The sequence below is a fragment of the Neoroseomonas marina genome (assembly GCF_012927745.1).
Classification (GTDB): Bacteria; Pseudomonadota; Alphaproteobacteria; order Acetobacterales; family Acetobacteraceae; genus Neoroseomonas; species Neoroseomonas marina.
The window spans coordinates 205,093-222,003 of the sequence record NZ_JABBKX010000008.1 but is presented as its reverse complement, the minus strand read 5'-3'; the positions used below and the strand labels follow the sequence as shown (position 1 = coordinate 222,003).

Here is a 16,911-nt window from a genome sequence, read left to right as displayed (position 1 = left end):
GGATCACGGCGGGCGCCGGAAGAAGGCGAGCGGCATGTGCGGTGTCGTGCGCGGCGCCACCGCGACCGGCGCGCGCCCGACCATCATGATCGGCGCCGAGCGGTAGGCATCGAGCCCCCGCCCCTGCCCGCCCCCGGCCGAGGGGATCACCCGCGCCCGGTCGGCACCGTTCGCCAGCGAGGCAACGGCCGGCGCCCGCCCCGCGAAGGCCGCGAGTGCCGCGGCTTCGGCGGCCGGATCGCCGCCTGGCTGCCGCAGTTCCTCGGCCCAGGCGGCGGCGACGCGGGCGCGATAGGCCTCCGCGCGGTCGGGCGTCTGGGAATGATAGGCCGCCGCGGCGCGGCCCCAATCCTGCCGCGCCGCCTGCAGTTCCGTCAGGAACCGCGCGGCATATCGGGCATTGGCCAGCGGATCGAAGGCCTGGTCGAGCGTTGCGAAGGCGTCGGGGTGGTGGCGCAGGTTCACCTGCATGCAGCCGATGTCGATCGACCGCATGCCGCCGGCCTGGAGTTGCCGGACCTCGGCAATCGCTGCCTCGCGCGTCGGGAAGAACATGCCGCGGCCTTCGGCGTTGATGGTCCAGGGCCAGGGTGCGAAGCGGCCGCTGTCAGGGTCGCGGCGACCGGATTCCACGCGGCCGATCGCCTGCAGCAATCCGGCCGGAATGCCGGCTTCGCGTTCGGCGACGGCGATCGCGGCCCGGCAGAGATGCGCGGGATCGGCGCGCGCCATCGTCGTCCAGAGCAGCGGGACGAGGAGGCGAATCAGGATGGCGGCACGTCGCGGCATGCGGAGTTGCCGCGCAAGCAGCGTGCCGAACGCCGGCGCGGCGCCGTACGCAACAAACATGCATCCGCATATTGCGCCGCGTCCACTTTGCTGCGCTGCAAAAAATCCCTTGCGGCCCCATCGAAGCCGGCCTATCTAAACCCCCGCAGCGGCAAGGCATTGCCTCCCGCTGTCTTTCTTGGACGTTTCCTCCCTAAACTTGGCGGTGCCTTCGGGCACCGCCTTTCTTTTTGTCCGGCGCCCCGCAACGCGGCGCGGATCAGGTGCGGAGGAAGGTCCAGTCCGCGGCGCAGAGGCGCGCGACGAAGTCGGTCATCTCGTCGACGAAGCCCGCGAAACCAGGCCCGCGCTCGATCCGCGTTTCGTTCATGTAGAGGCCGCGGGCGATCTCGATCTGCAACGCGTGGACGCCGTCGCGCGGCCGTCCGTAATGGCGGGTGACGTAGCCACCCGCATAGGGATCGTTCCGCCGGACGCGATGGCCGCGCGCGACGAGCAAATCCTCGACCAGGCGCGTGGCGCGCGGCGCGCAGGCCGTGCCATGGGCGTCGCCCAGCACCATGTCCGGCGGGTTCGCCGCCTGGGCCGGGTGGGCCGGCATCGAATGGCAATCGATCAGCAGGCAGAATCCGAAGCGGGCGCGCGTCTGGGCGATCAGTTCGGCGAGCGAGGCGTGGTAGGGCTCCCAGCAGCCGCGGATGCGGGCCTCGGCCTCGGCGAAGGTCAGGCGGCGGCGATACACCGCCTCCCCGGTGGCGACGATGCGCGCGATGGTCCCGAGGCCGGCGCCGACACGTGGGCTGGTGGTGTTCACCCAGGGCGGCAGCGGCCCCTCGAACATCGCGGGATCGAGTTCCCAGGGCTCCCGGTTCACGTCGCACCAGACGCGGGGGAAGGTCGCCGCGATCAGCGGCGCGCCATGAGCCGGGGCGGCGGCGAAGAGCTCGTCGACGAAGGAATCCTCACTCCGCCGCAGGGCGAGCGGCGCGAGCCGCGCCTCGGCCACCAGTTCGGCGGGGTAGTCCTGTCCGGAATGGGGCGAGGCGAAGACCAGCGGCACGGTCTGCCGCGACGGCCGGCGGATGACCAGCGGCGCCGTGGCATCCTGTCCGGGGAGGCTCGGGGCGGAAAGATCCATTGCGACCGACGCTAACCACACGGCCCGCGCCGTGTCACGCGGCGCGGTTAGCGAAATAGTCAGCAGGCCTGCGGCAAGCAGGACCCCGATGGCGGGCAAGGCAAAAGGCGACGGTCGCGCGACCATCGTGATCCGGCGCGAGGAAGGCGGCGAGCACGGGCACCATGGCGGCGCCTGGAAGGTCGCCTATGCCGACTTCGTCACCGCCATGATGGCCTTCTTCCTGCTGATGTGGCTGCTGAACGCGACCACGGAGGAACAGCGCCGCGGCCTCGCGGACTATTTCGCGCCGACCAACCTGCTGGCGCGCTCCGTCTCCGGGTCGGGCCAGCCCTTCGGCGGCCAGACGCCGAACGACACCGGCAACCAGACCTCGACCACCGGCGCGATCACGTTGCAGCAGGGGCGGCTGCCGATCGTGATGGATATCGAGGAGGACGAGAGCGACACCCCCGCCCGTCCCGTGCCGAGGCGCGACGGTCCGGAGGGTGTCGAGGACACCGAGCGCGCCCGCACCGTCGCCGCCGCCCCGCCCGGCGCCCGCGACGGCGCCGAACCGCCACGAGGGGGGCCTGCCGAGACGCCGGACCCGACCCCCGAGGCCTTGGGCGAGGCGGAGTTGCGCCGCGAGCTGGCCCGCCGGGAACGCGAGGCTTTCGACCGCGCCGCCGAGCAGATCCGCGAGGCTGTGGCAGCCGATTCGGCGCTCGCCGACCTCGCGCGCCAGCTCCGCGTCGAGCAGACGCCCGAGGGGCTGCGCATCCAACTGCTCGACACCGAGCGCCAGCCGATGTTCGCCCTCGGCGGCGCGGCGCCGAACGACCGGGCGCGCGCGCTGCTCGCCCGCGTGGCACAGGCAACCGCGCGGCTGCCGAACCAGGTCGACATCGCCGGGCACACCGACGCCACGCCCTTCCGCGGCGGCGGCGACCGCAGCAACTGGGACCTTTCGGCCGAGCGCGCCAACGCCACGCGCCGGCTTCTGGCCGAGGCCGGCCTGCCCGAAGCGCGGATCCGCAGCGTGAGCGGCCGGGCCGATCGCGACCCGCTGCTGGCGGATCAGCCCACGGCCGCGGCGAACCGGCGCGTGTCCATCACCCTGCTGCGCCAGGTGCCCGAGGCCCCCCCATGATCTCGCTCGCCGGCCTCGCCTTCCTGCTGATCTGCGTCTTCGGCGGCTATGTCGCGGCCGGCGGGCACCTCGACATCATCCTGCACGCCCTGCCCTTCGAATTCGCCATCATCGGCGGGTCGGCGATCGGCACCCTGGTCATGTCGAACAGCATCGCCGACCTGAAGCATGTCGGCGGCGGCTTCGGGAAGATCCTCAAGGGCGCGAAGTATACGCGCCAGGACTACATGGATCTGCTGAGCCTGCTCTACTACCTGGTGCGTCTGGCGCAGACCAAGGGGCCGATGGCGCTCGAGCCGCATATCGAGAAGCCGGAGGACAGCGCCGCCTTCAACAAGTTCCCGCGCATCGCCCAGGACCACCACGTGGTGCATCTGATCTGCGACTACCTGCGCATGGTCGGCATGAACGCCGACGATCCGCACCAGATCGAGGACGTGATGGCCCGCGAGCTCAAGAAGGTGAAGGAGGAGGAAATGCACCCCTCCCACGCCATGCAATCCATGGCCGACGCGCTCCCCGCGCTCGGTATCGTCGCGGCGGTGATGGGCGTGATCAAGACGATGGGCTCGATCGACCAGCCGCCCGCCGTGCTCGGGCGGCTGATCGGCGGCGCGCTGGTCGGCACCTTCCTCGGCGTGCTGCTCGCCTACGGGCTGATGGGTCCGTTCGCCTCGCGCCTCAAGGGCGTGGTCGAGGAGGAGAGCAAGTTCTTCGAGGTGATCCGCGCCGTCCTGGTGGCGCATCTGCACGGCAATGCGCCTCAGGTGGCGGTCGAGACGGGCCGGAAGATGGTCCCCTCCGGGCTGATGCCATCCTTCCAGGACCTGGAGCAGGCGCTGCAGGACCTGCAGATCGGGTAGCGCCGTCCCAGCCGCACCGTCACGCGCCGCCATTCGCGTTGTTGTACGCCCCGCGCGAGGGAATGCTGCAGTTCGTCCCGGCACCGCAGCAGCCCGCCGCGAGCAGGAGGATGGCGAGAATGGACGCCAGGCGCAGGGTCATGAGGCCGGAACCAACGCATCTGTTTCAGCGGCAGCCCGGATGCCGCTCGGACACATCAGCCGACCGGCAAGCGGTCCTGCCACTGGCGACCGCAAGACGTTCCGGATGACGGCGAGGCTGCAGTACCGGTGGCAGGAACCAGGGTCGACGACCGCCCCGTCAGCCGCCGAGCCGCTGCAACACGAAGCGCAGCGGCTCATCCGAGATGTGAAGCAGGCCCGATCGGGACTGCTCGAGTTCCAGGATCAGGAAGATTGCGCCGCCGACGGCGAGTGCGCCGGCGACCAGCGCGGCGTGGATCACCGAATTGGCGCGCACGAAGAGCCCCATGGCGAGGAACAGCATCGCGAGCCAGGAGACGAGCACTGCCAGGAACGGCCACTGCACCTGGTCCGTCACGTCCCGCACCAGCAGCAGCGCCCGCGCCTGCACCAGCCGGGCAGCGATGGCGAGGGCCTGCTGCTGGGCGGATTGCTGCGCCGGCGTCGCCGTCCGCAATCCGGCGATCGCGTTGTAGAAGGCGTCCATCCGTGCCGGATCGACCACGGAAGCCTCGGCGCCGGCCTCCAGCACATGGCTGGCGATCGCCGACGCGAGCATGGCGCGCAGGGCGGTCCGTGCTTCCCGCGCATCCGGCCCGACATGCGCCAATGCGCCGTCGAGAACCAGGATATCGGCCGCGAGCGTCGTCACCCCGTCGGCCTGCGCCCGGTAATGCGAACTCGCGGAGGCGATCAGCAGGCCGAGCACCAGCGTCGCCATCGACGCGACCAAGGCCTGCACGAGGCGGACGACGTCCTTCGACTGATCGCTGCGATGGTCGTCGAGAAGCCGGCCGTGGAGCCGAAGCCCGATGAGGCCCGACAGCAGCGTGAGGGCAAAGACAGCCAAACCGACCAGCACGGTCATGCGAAGCAGCCCCATTCTGCCGGGCACGAATCGAAACGCGCCCCTGGCCGATCATGACCAGGGGCGCGCGTCGTTGCCAGGGCGGGCGGGCCGCCCGCGGGGTCAGTTCTTGCGGCCGTAGACCCGGCGCGCCGCCTCGGGGCTGACGAGCCCGTCCTCGACGTCGCGCTGCACCAGGGCGGGGTCGCGGTCCTTCGGATCGCCCATGCCGCCGCCGCCCGGCAGCTTCAGCAGGAGGCGCCGGCCCTTGGGGATGACCTGGAAGCCCTTGGTGCGGAGCACGGTGCCGTTTGGGTCGTTCAGGCCCACCCAGCCTGCCGCGCCCTCGCCGCCGCCCTCGCGCCCCTTTGGCGGGTTGGCGACGCGGTCGAAGATGGCGTTCACGGCGAATTCGGCATCGCCCTTGGCGCCGATCTCCATCACCTGGCCGAAGCCGCCGCGGGTGCGGCCGGGACCCGCGGAATCCGGACGCAACTGCTTCTGCCAGAAGATGACCGGGGCGACGTTCTCGGTCGCCTCGACCGGCATGGTCCGCACGCCCGAGGGGAAGGCCGTACCGTCAAGCCCGTCCTTGCCCGGCCGCGCGCCGGTGCCGCCGGAATTGAAGGTGATGATCTCGAAATCCTCGGTCTCGGCAGCCTGGCCCGAGACCTGGGAACCACCGCGCAGCGGCGGATTCCACAGCGCCGAGGAGCCTTCCGCGTTGACCCGCTGCGGCACCGCCTGGTGCAGGCAGCCCATCATCAGGTCGGGCAGCAGCTGCCCGACGACATGGCGCACCGAGACCGGATAGGGATGCGGGGCGTTGAGGATGCACCCTTCCGGGATGTCCATCTGGAAGGGCAGCAGGGAGGCCCAGTTGTTGGGCACTTCCGGCGCCACCACCACCTTGATGCCGAAGCAGGAATAGGCGCGGCAATAGGCGGGCGGGACGTTGATGCCGCGGTTCGACAGGCCCGAGGTGCCGGCGAAATCCACCACGATCCGGTCGTCGTGGATCGTCATCGCCGCCTTGAGCGTGACCGGCGCCTCATACCCGTCGGACTTGATTTCCGAACGATAGGTGCCGCGCGGGATCTTGGCGATCTCGGCCAGCGTCGCGCGGGTGCTCGCCTCGAAGATGTAGCCGGCGAGCTCGTCGAGGCTGTCCATCGCGAACTCGTCCATCATCTCGACGAGCCGCTTCGCGCCGGCGTCGTTGCAGGCGCACAGCGAGTAGATGTCGCCTTCCAGCTCCACCGGCGTGCGGGATCCCGCGCGGATGAAGTCGAAGAAGGTCTCGTTCGGGACGTTGCGGTCGAAGCACTTCACGATCGGGATGTAGAGGCCTTCCTCGAAGACGCTCCGCCCCTCGGGGCCCATGCCGAGGCCACCGATGTCGATGATGTGCGCCGTATTGGCGAACAGCCCGACGATCTTCCCGTTGCGGAAGGCCGGCGTGACGACCGTGAGGTCATGCAGGTGCCCGGTCGCGAGCCAGGGATCGTTGGTGATGTAGTGGTCGCCCAGCTGCATCGTGTGCGCCGGGAACTTCCTGAGGAAGTGCCCGACCGATTCCGCCATGGAGTTCACATGGCCCGGCGTGCCGGTCACGGCCTGCGCCAGCATGCGGCCCTCGAGGTCGAAGATGCCGGCCGACAGGTCGCCCGCCTCGCGCACCGTGGTGCTGAAGGCGGTGCGGATCATGGTCTGCGCCTGTTCCTCGACCACCGCGATCAGGCGATTCCACTGGATCTGGCGCTGGATCTGCGCGAGCGCGCCCGTTTCCTTGCTCATCACGCGGCCTCCTGCGTCAGGTCGAGGTAACCGAGCCCATCCATCCGGCAGGTCCAGGAGGGGCCGATCAGGGTGCTGGTCTCCGCCTCCGCCACGATGGCGGGGCCGTGGATCGCGGCACCGGGGTTCATGTGTTCGCGGTCATAGACGGGCCATTCGGCCACTTCGCCGGTCGCCGTGTCGCGCACCATCTGAGTGCGGATCGGCGTCGGCGCCGGGGCGTCGGGCACGGGCGCGACCGGTTCCACATGCGCTTCCACGGTGCGGACGGTGACGGCGAAGGACAGGATCTCCACGTCCGAACCGGGCACCGGGCGGTCGTAGAAGCGGGTGTATTCGGCGTCGTAGTCGGCGCGGATCGCGGCGACATCGGCCGCGGTCAGCGCGCGCGGCGGGATGTGCACCGCGATCTCGTGACCCTGGCCGACGTAGCGCATGTAGGCGATGCGCGTTTCCTCGACGGCCGCGCCGAAGGCGCCTTCGGAGACGACCTTCGTCGCCTCGGCCGACATGGACGACAGCAGCCCGTTCACCGCGGCGAGGTCGAAGGTGCCGAAGCGCTGGTAGAGCGACTTCACCACCTCATAGGCCACGGGCGCGCGCAGGAAGCCGATGGCCGAACCGACGCCGGCGCCGGAGGGCACCAGCATGCGCTTCACGCCGATCTTCTCGCAGACCCGGTAGCCGTGCACCGGACCGCCGCCGCCGAAGGCGATGACGAAGCGGCCTTCATAGCCCTTGCCGCTTTCGATGGCGTGGACGCGGGCGGCGTTCGCCATGTTCTCGTCGACCATCTCGACGACGCCGAGGCCGGCCATCTCGGCGGAGAGCGCGAGCTTGCCGCCGACATGCTCGGCGAGCGCGGCGAGCGACAATTCGGGCTTCAGCGGCAGCGAGCCGCCGGCGAACAGCGAGGGCTCGTAGCGGCCGAGCGAGAGGTTCGCGTCGGTGACCGCCGGATGCGTGCCGCCGCGGCCGTAGCAGGCCGGGCCGGGATCGGCGCCGGCGGATTCAGGACCGACCTGGATTCGGCCCATGCTATCGACCTGGGCGATGGACCCGCCGCCCGCGCCGATCTCCACCATCTCGATGACGGGGATGCGCAGCGGCAGGCCGGAGCCCTTCTTGAAGCGGCCGACACGCGCGACCTCGAAGGTGCGGGACGCCTGCGGGCGGAACCCGTCGATCAGGCAGACCTTCGCCGTGGTGCCGCCCATGTCGAAGGACAGCACCTTGTCGAAGCCGCGCTGCTTCGCGACGTGGGCGGAGAAGATCGCCCCGCCCGCCGGCCCCGATTCCACGAGGCGGATCGGGAAGCGGGACGCCGTCTCGATGGTCGTCAGGCCGCCGCCCGAGAGCATGAGGAAGAGCGGGCAGGTCACCCCTGCGGCGCGCAGCCCGACTTCGAGGCGCCCGAGATAGGACGCCATCAGCGGCTGGACATAGGCATTCGCGACGGTGGTGGAGAAGCGCTCCCATTCGCGCATCTCGGGCGAGACCTCGCTCGACAGCGAGACCTTCATGCCCGGCCACATCTCCTGGACGATCTCGGCGGCGCGCATCTCGTGCACCGGGTTCACGAAGGCATGGAGGAAGCCGATGGCGAGGCTCTCGATGCCCTCGCCCTTGAGGAACGTGACCTGCTGGCGGACCGCCGCCTCATCGAGCGGGAGCAGCACCTTGCCGGTGTTGTCCAGGCGCTCGGGCACGGACACGCGCCAGCGGCGGCGCACCAGCGGCTGCGGGAGGTCGATGTTGAGGTCGTACTGGTCGTAGCGTGCCTCATTGGCCAACGCGAGAACGTCGCGGAAACCCTCGGTCGTCAGCAGCGCGGTCCTCGCGCCCTTGCGCTCGATGATCGCATTGGTCGCAAGCGTGGTGCCGTGGATGAGCAGGTCGAGGTCGCCCGCTTCCATGCCGGCCTTCGCGAGCACCTGGGTCACGCCCTCCAGCACGCCTTTCTCGGGCGCGGCGGGCGTGGTGAGCACCTTGGTGGTCCAGCGCTGCTCGCCCTTCTCGATGGCGAGGTCGGTGAATGTGCCGCCGATGTCGACGGCGAGGCGTGCTTTGGCCATGTCGGAGGTCATGATTCCTGAGGCAGGGAGTGCGCGCGCCATGCATAGCGCGCGCCAGAGGGGTTCAGAAGACCGCGAGACGCGAATTCAGCAGGTCGGTCACCAGCATGCAGCCGGGGGCGTGGGTGATGCAGAAGGGCGGCTTGCTGGCGGCGACGACCGCCTGGGGCGTGACCCCGCAGGCCCAGAACAGCGGCAATTCGTCCTCGGCGACGCTCACCACGCCGCCGGCATCGACCTTCGCGAGGTCATGGATGCCGATCATCTCGGGCTTGCCGATATGCACCGGCGCCCCGTGCACCGAGGGGAAGCGGGAGGTGATCTGGATGGCCCGGATCGCCTCGGCCGGCCGGAAGGGGCGCATGGAGACGACCAGCGGGCCATGGAACGGCCCGGCCGGGGTGGTCGGGACGTTCGTGGTGTAGACCGGGACGGCCTTGCCTTCGTCGAAATGGCGCAGGCGCAGGCCATCGGCCAGCAGCGCCTCCTCGAAGGAATGGGAGCAGCCGAGCAGGAAGGCCACCAGGTCGTCCCGCCAGAGATGGGCGATGTCGTGCACTTCCTCGGTCATCACGCCGTCGCGCCAGACGCGGTAGGTGCCGATATCGGTGCGGATGTCGATGTCCTTGCCCAAGGTCGGCAGGGAGGGGTCGCCGGGCTCGGAGGTCGCGAGCAGCGGGCACGGCCTGGGGTTCAGCATGCAGAAGCGCTGGAAATCCGCCGCCAGGTCGCGGGGCAGGATGGCGAGGTTCGCCTGGACATAGCCCGGCGCCATGCCCTGGGTGGGCTGCGTCCAGGCGCCGCGGCGGATGCGCTGGCGGACGTCCCAGCCGGTCTCATGCTGCGATGGCGCGTGATCCATGGAAGCCTCCTCGGTCGGGCCGGCATTCCAGCCCCGTGCGCGGTGCCTGTCGAACGCGAAATCTGGATCGGGGTGATCGAAATAATCAGTCGGGGGCGCCGGCCAGGTCCCGGGCCAGCGCGGCGATGGTGGCCGCGACATGGCTGTCGGGCTTGCGGATATAGGCCACGTGGAAGCCGACATCCGGCAGCGCGACGTCCTCGACCTCCAGCCGTCGCAGTCGGCCCTCGGCCAGGTCCCGTTCCGCGGCGACCAGTTGGACGACGCTGATGCAGACCCCGGCGCGGGCGAGCTCCGCCATGGTCGCGATCGAGGTGCTGCCCCACAGCCGCACACCCGGCACGCCGGCATCGGCAAACAGGCCGCGCAGCGCCGCCGAGACCTCCGTGTCGTGGGAGAAGCTCAGGATCGGCCAGCGGGTCAGCTCCGAAAGACGCAGCGGTCGGTCCGGCAGGCCGAGGGACGGGCTCGCCAGCCAGCCGAGCGGATAGGCGCAGAGCGGCTGGTTCACCGCCCGCGGATCGTCCACCGTGCCGGCCAGCATGGCGATGTCGATATGCCCCGCGGCCAGGCTCTGACGCAGCGTCGGGGTGATATCGACCACCATGTCGAGCACGATGCCGGGATGCGCCGCGCCGATCCGCTGCACCAGGCGCGGCAGCAGGGTGTGGGCGAGCGTCTCCGAGATGCCGATGCGCAGCAGGCCGCGCATCGCCGCCGGATCGGCGATGGCGCGCAGCATCTCCTCGCGCAGGTCGACCATCTGCTCGGCGTAGCGCAGCAGGGCGCTGCCCTCGGCGGTCAGGGTGACGCGCGCGCCGCGCTGGAAGATGCGGATGCCGAGTTCCTGTTCGAGCTGCGCGACGCGGGCGGAGACCGCCGACTGGCTGGTGTTCAGCCGCGCCGCGGCGGCGCGGAAGCCGCCGAGGCGGACGACCCAGATGACGGTCTCGAGCGAGCGGAGGTCGCGCATACGCCTCCTACTGCGACGCCTCCGCCGCCCAGCGCTGCACCACGGCGCAGGCCGCCGCGAAGTCTTCCATCCGCATGTCCTCATGCGGGTTATGGCTGCCGTTCTGGTTGCGGACGAAGAGCATGCTCGACGGGATCTTCGCCTCGGCGAAGGCGGCCGCGTCGTGGCCGGCGCCCGAGGCCATGTCGAGATGCGCGATGCCGAGCGCATCGGCCGCGCGTGCAAGCCCGGCGCGGATGCCGGGATCCATGATGGCCGCGCGGCTGCCGGTTTCGGGGCCGCGCTCGAAGCGCACGCCGCGGCGGGCCTCGATGTCGGCCATGAAGCGGTGCATCGCCTCGAACATCAGGTCGCAGGCGTGCGGGCTGACGCTGCGGACATCGAGCGAGAATTCCGCCTCGCCGGCGATCTTGGTGAAGCCGGCCTCGGCGGTGGTCGCCATGGTGCAGAAGGTGCAGACCAGCACATGGCCCATCGCATCGAGCCGGCACCATTCCTCGTCCATGCGGTGGACCAGTTCGGCGAGTGCCGCCGCTGCGTCGCGGCGATACTTCCGCGGCGTCGCGCCGGAATGGTTGTACTCGCCCACGACGCGCGCCTGGCGCAGGCGGCGGCTGCCGGGGATGCCGGTGACGATGCCGATCGGCACCTGCTCGGTGTCCAGCACCGGCCCCTGCTCGATGTGCAGTTCGAGGTAGCCGGCGACGTTGTGCGCGCCGAGCGCATGGTCGCCGCGCGCCACCGCATCGGGGTCGAAGCCTTCTTCCCGCATGTGGTCGGCAAGCGTGCGCCCGGAATCCTGCCGCTTGATCTCGAGCCCGTCGGGCTTCAGCAGGCCGAGCGACATGCGGCTGCCGGGATAGGAGACCGGGAACCACGCGCCCGCCTCCTCGGCCCGGATCGCCATGACGGTGATGTCGCGCCCCGGCACGAAGCCCGCACGCTTCATCCCGGCGACGGCGGCGAGGCCCGAGAGCACCCCCGCCGCGCCGTCGTAGTTCCCGCCCTGGCGGACGGAATCGAGATGGCTGCCGATGACGAGCCGCTTCGCCGCCCGGTCGGTGCCGGGCAGCGTCATGTAGAGGTTGCCCGCGACGTCGACCGTGCTTTCAAGGCCGAGGCGGTCGGCCGCCGCACGCACCAGGGCATGGGCCATGCGCTCGCCGGGGCCATAGGCCTCGCGCGTCACGCCCTCGCCATCCGCGCTGCCGGCCCTGAGCCCCGCGAAGAGCTCGGCCGCGAGATCCATGTCGGGGGTCAGGTTCGGCAGCATCGGCATGGCTCCCTCAGAGCATCGACCGCACGCGGCCGCCGTCGACGCGGACCATCGTGCCGGTGATGTAGGCCCCCGTCGTCCCCGCGAGGAAGGCGCCCATCGGGCCGTATTCCTTGGGCTCGCCGACGCGGCCTGCGGGGACTTCCTTGCCGGCCTTGGCGATCTCCTCGTCCACCGTCGTGCCGGCCTTCTCGGCGCGCACCGCGGCGGTCTGGGTGATGCGATCGGTGCGGATCGAACCCGGGGCGAGGATGTTCATCGTCACGCCATCCGCCGCGACCTCGGCCGCCAGCGTCTTGAGCCAGGCCCAGATCGAGGCGCGCAGCGTGTTCGACAGCGCGAGCGTCGGGATCGGGTGCTGCATGCCCGAGGAGCCGACCACGATCACGCGGCCATACTTCTGCGCCCGCATCGCCGGCATCAGCTTCATGGTGATGCGGATCGGCGAGACGACGATGTTCTGGAACCACTTCGTGAGGTCGGCTTCCTTCATCTCGGACGCCGTGCACACCGGCGGGCCGCCATGGTTCAGCACCAGGATGTCGACGCCGCCCATCGCCTTCACGGCCGCGTCGGCGAGCTTGTCCATCTCCTCGCCGCTCGACACATCCGCCTGCACGACGGTGACCGCCGGCGCGCCGAGCGCCTTGAGGTCGGCCGCGGCCTTGTCCATCGCAGCGGTGTCGCGGCCGCTGATCGTCAGCACCGTGCCCTCGGCCGCCAGCGCATCGGCGATCGACCGCCCGAGACCCTTGGCGCCGCCCATGACCAGTGCGCGCTTGCCCTTCAGACCGAGATCCATAGTCGTGTTCCCTTCGTCCTGTTCCTGGACCCGGCCGGACCCTGCCTCCTCCCCCGCCCCCTGGCAAGACGGGCGGCCCCGCGCCATGGTGCGGGCCCCGTCCCACGAATCCCGCAGGAAGAGCCCATGGCCAAGCCCGTCGTCCTCGTCACCCGGAAGCTGCCGGAAGGGGTGCAGGACCGGCTCGCCGCGATGTTCGACGCGCGGCTGAACCCGGCCGACGAGACCTGGTACCGCGACGGCGCCGAGATTGCCCGCCGCGCGACCGCGACCTGCGCCGCGGGCATCCTCTGCGCTGCCGGCGATGCGCTGAACGCGGCGACCATCGCGGCGCTGCCACCCTCCGTCCGCATCCTCGCGACCTTCAGCGTCGGCACCGACCATATCGACCTTGCCGCGGCGAAGGCGCGCGGCATCGCGGTGGCGAACACGCCCGAGGTCCTGTCCTTCGCGACCGCCGAGATCGCCTTCACCCTGATGCTGATGGCCGCGCGCCGCGCGGGCGAAGGCGAGCGCATGGTCCGCGCCGGCGCCTGGACCGGCTGGGCGCCGACGCAGCTGATGGGCGTGACGCTGGAAGGCAAGACGCTCGGCATCCTGGGCTTCGGCCGTATCGGGCGGGAGCTCGCGCAGATGGCGCGCGGCATGCGCATGACCATCCACTACCGCAACCGCAGCCGCGTCGCGCCGGAGCTCGAACAGGGCGCGGTCTACCACGACAACGACGACAGCTTCCTCGGCGCCATCGACGTGCTGTCGATGCACATCCCGGGCGGCGCCGAGACGCGGAAATGGCTCGACGCCGCGCGCATCGCGAAGCTGAAGCCCGGCGCCATCGTGGTGAACACCGGCCGCGGCACCACGGTGGACGACGAGGCGCTGGTCGCCGCCCTGCGCTCGGGGCACCTGCGCGCCGTGGGCCTCGACGTCTATGACGGCGAGCCGAAGGTCTATCCCGGCTACATGGACCTCGAGAACGTGGCGCTGCTGCCGCATCTCGGTTCCGCCACCATCGAGACGCGCGACGCCATGGGCGCGCGCTGCATCGAGAACCTCGAGGCGCTGCTCATCAAGGGCCAGGAACCGCCCTACCGCGCCGCCTGAATTCCCACCGCAAGGACCCCGCCATGCAGTTCGACTTCACGAAGATCCCGCACGACCAGGCCTACAAGCTCTGCGTCGCCGCGATCGTGCCGCGCCCGGTCGCCTGGGTGGTCAGCCAGGACCGCGAGGGGCGCGTGAACGCCGCGCCCTATTCCTTCTTCAACGTCTTCTCGGACAACCCGGTCGTCGTCGGCATCGGCTGCTCCAGGAGGCCGCAGGGTTCCCCGAAGGACACGCTGGCCAATATCGAGGCGACCGGCCAGTTCGTGGTGAATCTGGTCTCGGCGCCGACCGCCGAGCAGATGAACATCACCGCCATCGACTTCCCGCCGGGCGTGAACGAGATCGAGGAGGCCGGCCTGACCACCGCCCCGTCCTCGAAGGTGCGGGTGCCGCGCATCGCCGAGAGCCCCGTCGCGCTGGAATGCGAGGTGTTCCAGTTCGTCCCGACCCTTGGGCACACCATCGTGCTCGGCAAGGTCGTGGCGATGGAGGTGCGCGACGACTGCGTGCTGGACGCTGCGAAGTACTACCTCGACACGCCGAAGCTGGACCTGGTGGGCCGCATGCATGGACGCGGCTGGTACGCGCGCACCACCGACCGGATCGAGATCCACCGCATCCCGCTGGCCGACTGGGAAGCCCGCATGAAGTAGACGGCCTGCAAGAGTGGCCGGGCGATCCCTTGAATTCGCCCGGCCCGCCGTGACAATCGTTACGGATGCGCCGGCACCTGCCTGCCGGACGAGGTCCCTGCCCCGCCCAGCCGAGAGGACGAGACATGACCCTGCGCCGCCGTACCCTTCTGGCCGGCCTTGCCGCCGGCGCCGCCCTGCAGCCCGCCTTGGGCCAGCAGGCACCGCTGCTGAAGAAGCCGATCCCGAGCACCGGGGAGCTCATCCCGATCATCGGCCTCGGTTCCGCCCGCCGCTACGAGGAAGCGCGGACGGAGGCCGACATGGCCCCTCTGCGCGACACCTTCCGCCGCTTCCACGAACTCGGCGGCACCGTGGTCGACACCGCGCCCTCCTACGGCAATGCCGAGGGGATCATGGGCGACATCATGGCGAATCTCGGCATCCGCCGGGATCTGTTCGTCTGCACCAAGGTCGGCGTCGACACCATCGAGCAGGGCCGCGCGCAGATCGCCGACTCCTTCCGCAAGCTGCGCACCGAGCGGATCGACCTGATCGCCGTGCACAACCTGCGCGACATCACCAATGAGCTCGCCTATCTGCGCGAACTGAAGCAGGCCGGGCGCATCCGCTATATCGGCGCCACCACCTCCTTCGACCGCCAGTACGAGGCCTTCGAGGCCATGATGCGGCGCGAGACGCTGGATTCGATCCAGATCGACTATGCGCTCGACAACCGCAACGCCGCGGAGCGCATCATCCCGCTCGCCGCCGAGCGCGGCATGGCGGTCTTCATCAACCTGCCCTTCGGCCGCGGCAGCGTGTTCCGCGCGACCGAGGGCAAGACGCTGCCCGCCTGGGCCGCCGAGATCGACGTCACGACCTGGGCGCAGTTCATGCTGAAATACCTGGTCTCCCACCCCGCGGTGACCTGCGCGGTGCCGGGCATGGCGCAGGCGCGCTACGTCGACGACAACCTCAACGCCGCGCGGGGCCGCATGCCGGATGCGGCGATGCGCCGGCGGATGGAGCAGTTCATCGATGGCCTCTGACGCCACGGCCGCCATACCGGCGGGCGGGGCGATCCAGGGCTTCCTGCGGCGGGTGATCGACCTCCGTCCGGGGGAGGCGCGCGCCCTCGCCTGGTCATGGCTCTACGTCTTCGCGCTCTTCCTCGCCTACTACGTGCTGCGCCCGATCCGCGACGAGCTCGGCGTCGCGGGAGGGGTGCGGAACCTGCCCTGGCTCTTCACCGGCACGCTGCTCGCGATGCTCGCGGTCAATCCGCTGTTCGCCTACGCCGTCCGCCGCTGGCCGCGCGAGACCTTCATCGCGATTGCCTACCGCTTCTTCATGCTGAACCTGCTGATCTTCATGCTGCTGCTGATGGTGGCGACGCCCGAGCAGCATGTCTGGATCGGCCGGGCCTTCTTCATCTGGACCTCGGTCTTCAACCTGTTCGTCGTCTCGGTCTTCTGGTCCTTCATCGTCGACGTGTTCGACGCGGAACAGGGCAAGCGGCTGTTCGGATTCCTCGCTGCCGGCGCGACGCTCGGCGGCATCGCGGGCTCGGCCGTGACCTCGGGCCTCGTCGAGCATGTCGGGCAGAACTGGCTGCTGCTCGCCTCGATCCTGTTGCTCGAGGTCGCGGTCTTCGCGGTGCGCCGCCTGTCCCGCATCTCCGACGCCTTCAGCCATTCGGTGCAGGGCGACGATCCGCGCCGGCCGCTCGGCGGCGGCATCTTCGCGGGGCTGACGCATACGCTGCGCTCGCCCTACCTGCTCGGCATCGCGGCCTTCATCCTGCTCTATTCCATCACCTCGACGGTGCTCTACTTCCAGCAGGCCTCGATCGCGGAAGCGAACTTCCCCACCCGCGCGGCGCGCACCGCCTTCTTCGCCAATATCGACTTCTGGGTGAACACGCTGACGCTCGGCCTGCAGTTGTTCCTGACCGGACGGCTGACAGCCTGGCTCGGGGTCGCGGTGATGCTCGCGATCCTGCCGGCGCTGTCCGTCTTCGGCTTCGCCGCGTTGTCGACCTGGCCGACCGTCGCGGTCTTCGTGGTGGTGCAGGTGGCCCGTCGCGTCAGCAATTTCGCCCTCGCCCGGCCAACACGGGAGGTGCTGTTCACCGCGGTCCCGCGCGAGGACCGCTACAAGGCCAAGAACTTCATCGACACGGTGGTCTATCGCGGCGGCGACCAGGTCGCGGCCTGGTCCTATGCCGGGTTGATCGCCCTCGGGCTGAGCCTGAGCGGCATCGCGGCGGCGACCGTGCCGATCTGCATCGCCTGGGCGGCGCTGAGCCTGTGGCTCGGCTGGCGGCAGCAGCGGATGGAACGCGACGCGGCCTGACGCGGGCCGCCGCACTGGACAGTCCGGCGTGCCGGGGCCAGCCTGCGTCGCAAATTCGCGGCCCGGCAAGGCCGCGC

16 protein-coding genes are annotated in these 16,911 nt (G+C 70.3%); 6 read left to right on the top strand and 10 right to left on the bottom strand.

Features of this window, described 5'->3' with window-relative positions; genetic code table 11:
* Positions 1 to 3 precede the first annotated feature (3 nt).
* Together GWK16_RS20300 and GWK16_RS20295 are read right to left on the bottom strand one after the other, a co-directional pair.
* Positions 4 to 789 carry a lytic transglycosylase domain-containing protein gene (locus tag GWK16_RS20300; RefSeq protein ID WP_170055781.1) on the bottom strand — a complete coding sequence of 262 codons (786 nt, stop codon included), beginning with the start codon at positions 787 to 789 and terminating at the stop codon, positions 4 to 6.
* A 259-nt stretch (positions 790 to 1,048) separates the two neighbouring features.
* A complete protein-coding gene (locus GWK16_RS20295) occupies positions 1,049 to 1,927 on the bottom strand; it encodes an N-formylglutamate amidohydrolase (RefSeq protein ID WP_170055780.1) in 879 nt (292 codons plus the stop codon).
* A gap of 88 nt (positions 1,928 to 2,015) precedes the next feature.
* On the opposite strand from GWK16_RS20295, the gene GWK16_RS20290 reads away from it, so the two are divergent.
* Positions 2,016 to 3,059 (top strand): flagellar motor protein MotB, encoded by a 1,044-nt coding sequence (locus tag GWK16_RS20290; RefSeq protein ID WP_170055779.1) that lies wholly within the window; start codon positions 2,016 to 2,018, stop codon positions 3,057 to 3,059.
* The gene (gene motA, locus GWK16_RS20285) at positions 3,056 to 3,922 is read left to right on the top strand and encodes a flagellar motor stator protein MotA (protein ID WP_170055778.1); all 867 of its coding nucleotides are present in this window, start codon (positions 3,056 to 3,058) and stop codon (positions 3,920 to 3,922) included. The genes GWK16_RS20290 and motA overlap by 4 nt, the downstream gene beginning before the upstream one ends.
* A 19-nt stretch (positions 3,923 to 3,941) precedes the next feature.
* On the opposite strand, the gene GWK16_RS25625 is transcribed toward motA, so the two are convergent.
* The 8 genes from GWK16_RS25625 to GWK16_RS20250 all read right to left on the bottom strand — a co-directional run bounded on the left by GWK16_RS25625 (position 3,942) and on the right by GWK16_RS20250 (position 12,737).
* On the bottom strand, positions 3,942 to 4,064 hold the full coding sequence (locus tag GWK16_RS25625; protein ID WP_277613658.1) for a hypothetical protein: 123 nt from the start codon (positions 4,062 to 4,064) through the stop codon (positions 3,942 to 3,944).
* Between the two features lie 159 nt (positions 4,065 to 4,223).
* A complete protein-coding gene (locus GWK16_RS20280; RefSeq protein ID WP_170055777.1) occupies positions 4,224 to 4,973 on the bottom strand; it encodes a bestrophin-like domain in 750 nt (249 codons plus the stop codon).
* Between the two features lie 102 nt (positions 4,974 to 5,075).
* Complete coding sequence (locus tag GWK16_RS20275; RefSeq protein WP_170055776.1) at positions 5,076 to 6,749, bottom strand: hydantoinase B/oxoprolinase family protein; 1,674 nt, start codon at positions 6,747 to 6,749, stop codon at positions 5,076 to 5,078.
* Positions 6,749 to 8,824 carry a hydantoinase/oxoprolinase family protein gene (locus GWK16_RS20270; RefSeq protein WP_211187596.1) on the bottom strand — a complete coding sequence of 692 codons (2,076 nt, stop codon included), beginning with the start codon at positions 8,822 to 8,824 and terminating at the stop codon, positions 6,749 to 6,751. The genes GWK16_RS20275 and GWK16_RS20270 overlap by 1 nt, the downstream gene beginning before the upstream one ends.
* Positions 8,825 to 8,888: 64 nt before the next feature.
* Positions 8,889 to 9,686 carry a putative hydro-lyase gene (locus tag GWK16_RS20265; RefSeq protein WP_170055774.1) on the bottom strand — a complete coding sequence of 266 codons (798 nt, stop codon included), beginning with the start codon at positions 9,684 to 9,686 and terminating at the stop codon, positions 8,889 to 8,891.
* 85 nt (positions 9,687 to 9,771) lie between these two features.
* Positions 9,772 to 10,659 carry a LysR family transcriptional regulator gene (locus GWK16_RS20260; protein WP_170055773.1) on the bottom strand — a complete coding sequence of 296 codons (888 nt, stop codon included), beginning with the start codon at positions 10,657 to 10,659 and terminating at the stop codon, positions 9,772 to 9,774.
* Positions 10,660 to 10,666: 7 nt separating this feature from the next.
* Positions 10,667 to 11,938, bottom strand: coding sequence for a Zn-dependent hydrolase (locus tag GWK16_RS20255; protein WP_248291512.1), 1,272 nt, complete (start codon positions 11,936 to 11,938; stop codon positions 10,667 to 10,669).
* A 7-nt stretch (positions 11,939 to 11,945) separates the two neighbouring features.
* Positions 11,946 to 12,737, bottom strand: coding sequence for an SDR family oxidoreductase (locus tag GWK16_RS20250; RefSeq protein ID WP_170055772.1), 792 nt, complete (start codon positions 12,735 to 12,737; stop codon positions 11,946 to 11,948).
* Positions 12,738 to 12,863: 126 nt separating this feature from the next.
* Here GWK16_RS20250 and GWK16_RS20245 point away from each other — a divergent pair, with 126 nt between their 5' ends.
* The 4 genes from GWK16_RS20245 to GWK16_RS20230 all read left to right on the top strand — a co-directional run bounded on the left by GWK16_RS20245 (position 12,864) and on the right by GWK16_RS20230 (position 16,834).
* Complete coding sequence (locus GWK16_RS20245) at positions 12,864 to 13,841, top strand: 2-hydroxyacid dehydrogenase (protein ID WP_170055771.1); 978 nt, start codon at positions 12,864 to 12,866, stop codon at positions 13,839 to 13,841.
* A 23-nt stretch (positions 13,842 to 13,864) separates the two neighbouring features.
* The gene (locus GWK16_RS20240) at positions 13,865 to 14,497 is read left to right on the top strand and encodes a flavin reductase family protein (RefSeq protein WP_170055770.1); all 633 of its coding nucleotides are present in this window, start codon (positions 13,865 to 13,867) and stop codon (positions 14,495 to 14,497) included.
* Between the two features lie 125 nt (positions 14,498 to 14,622).
* Positions 14,623 to 15,528, top strand: a complete 906-nt coding sequence (locus GWK16_RS20235; protein ID WP_170055769.1) for an aldo/keto reductase — start codon at positions 14,623 to 14,625, stop codon at positions 15,526 to 15,528.
* Positions 15,518 to 16,834, top strand: coding sequence for an NTP/NDP exchange transporter (locus GWK16_RS20230; RefSeq protein WP_170055768.1), 1,317 nt, complete (start codon positions 15,518 to 15,520; stop codon positions 16,832 to 16,834). The genes GWK16_RS20235 and GWK16_RS20230 overlap by 11 nt, the downstream gene beginning before the upstream one ends.
* The last annotated feature ends 77 nt before the right edge of the window (positions 16,835 to 16,911 follow it).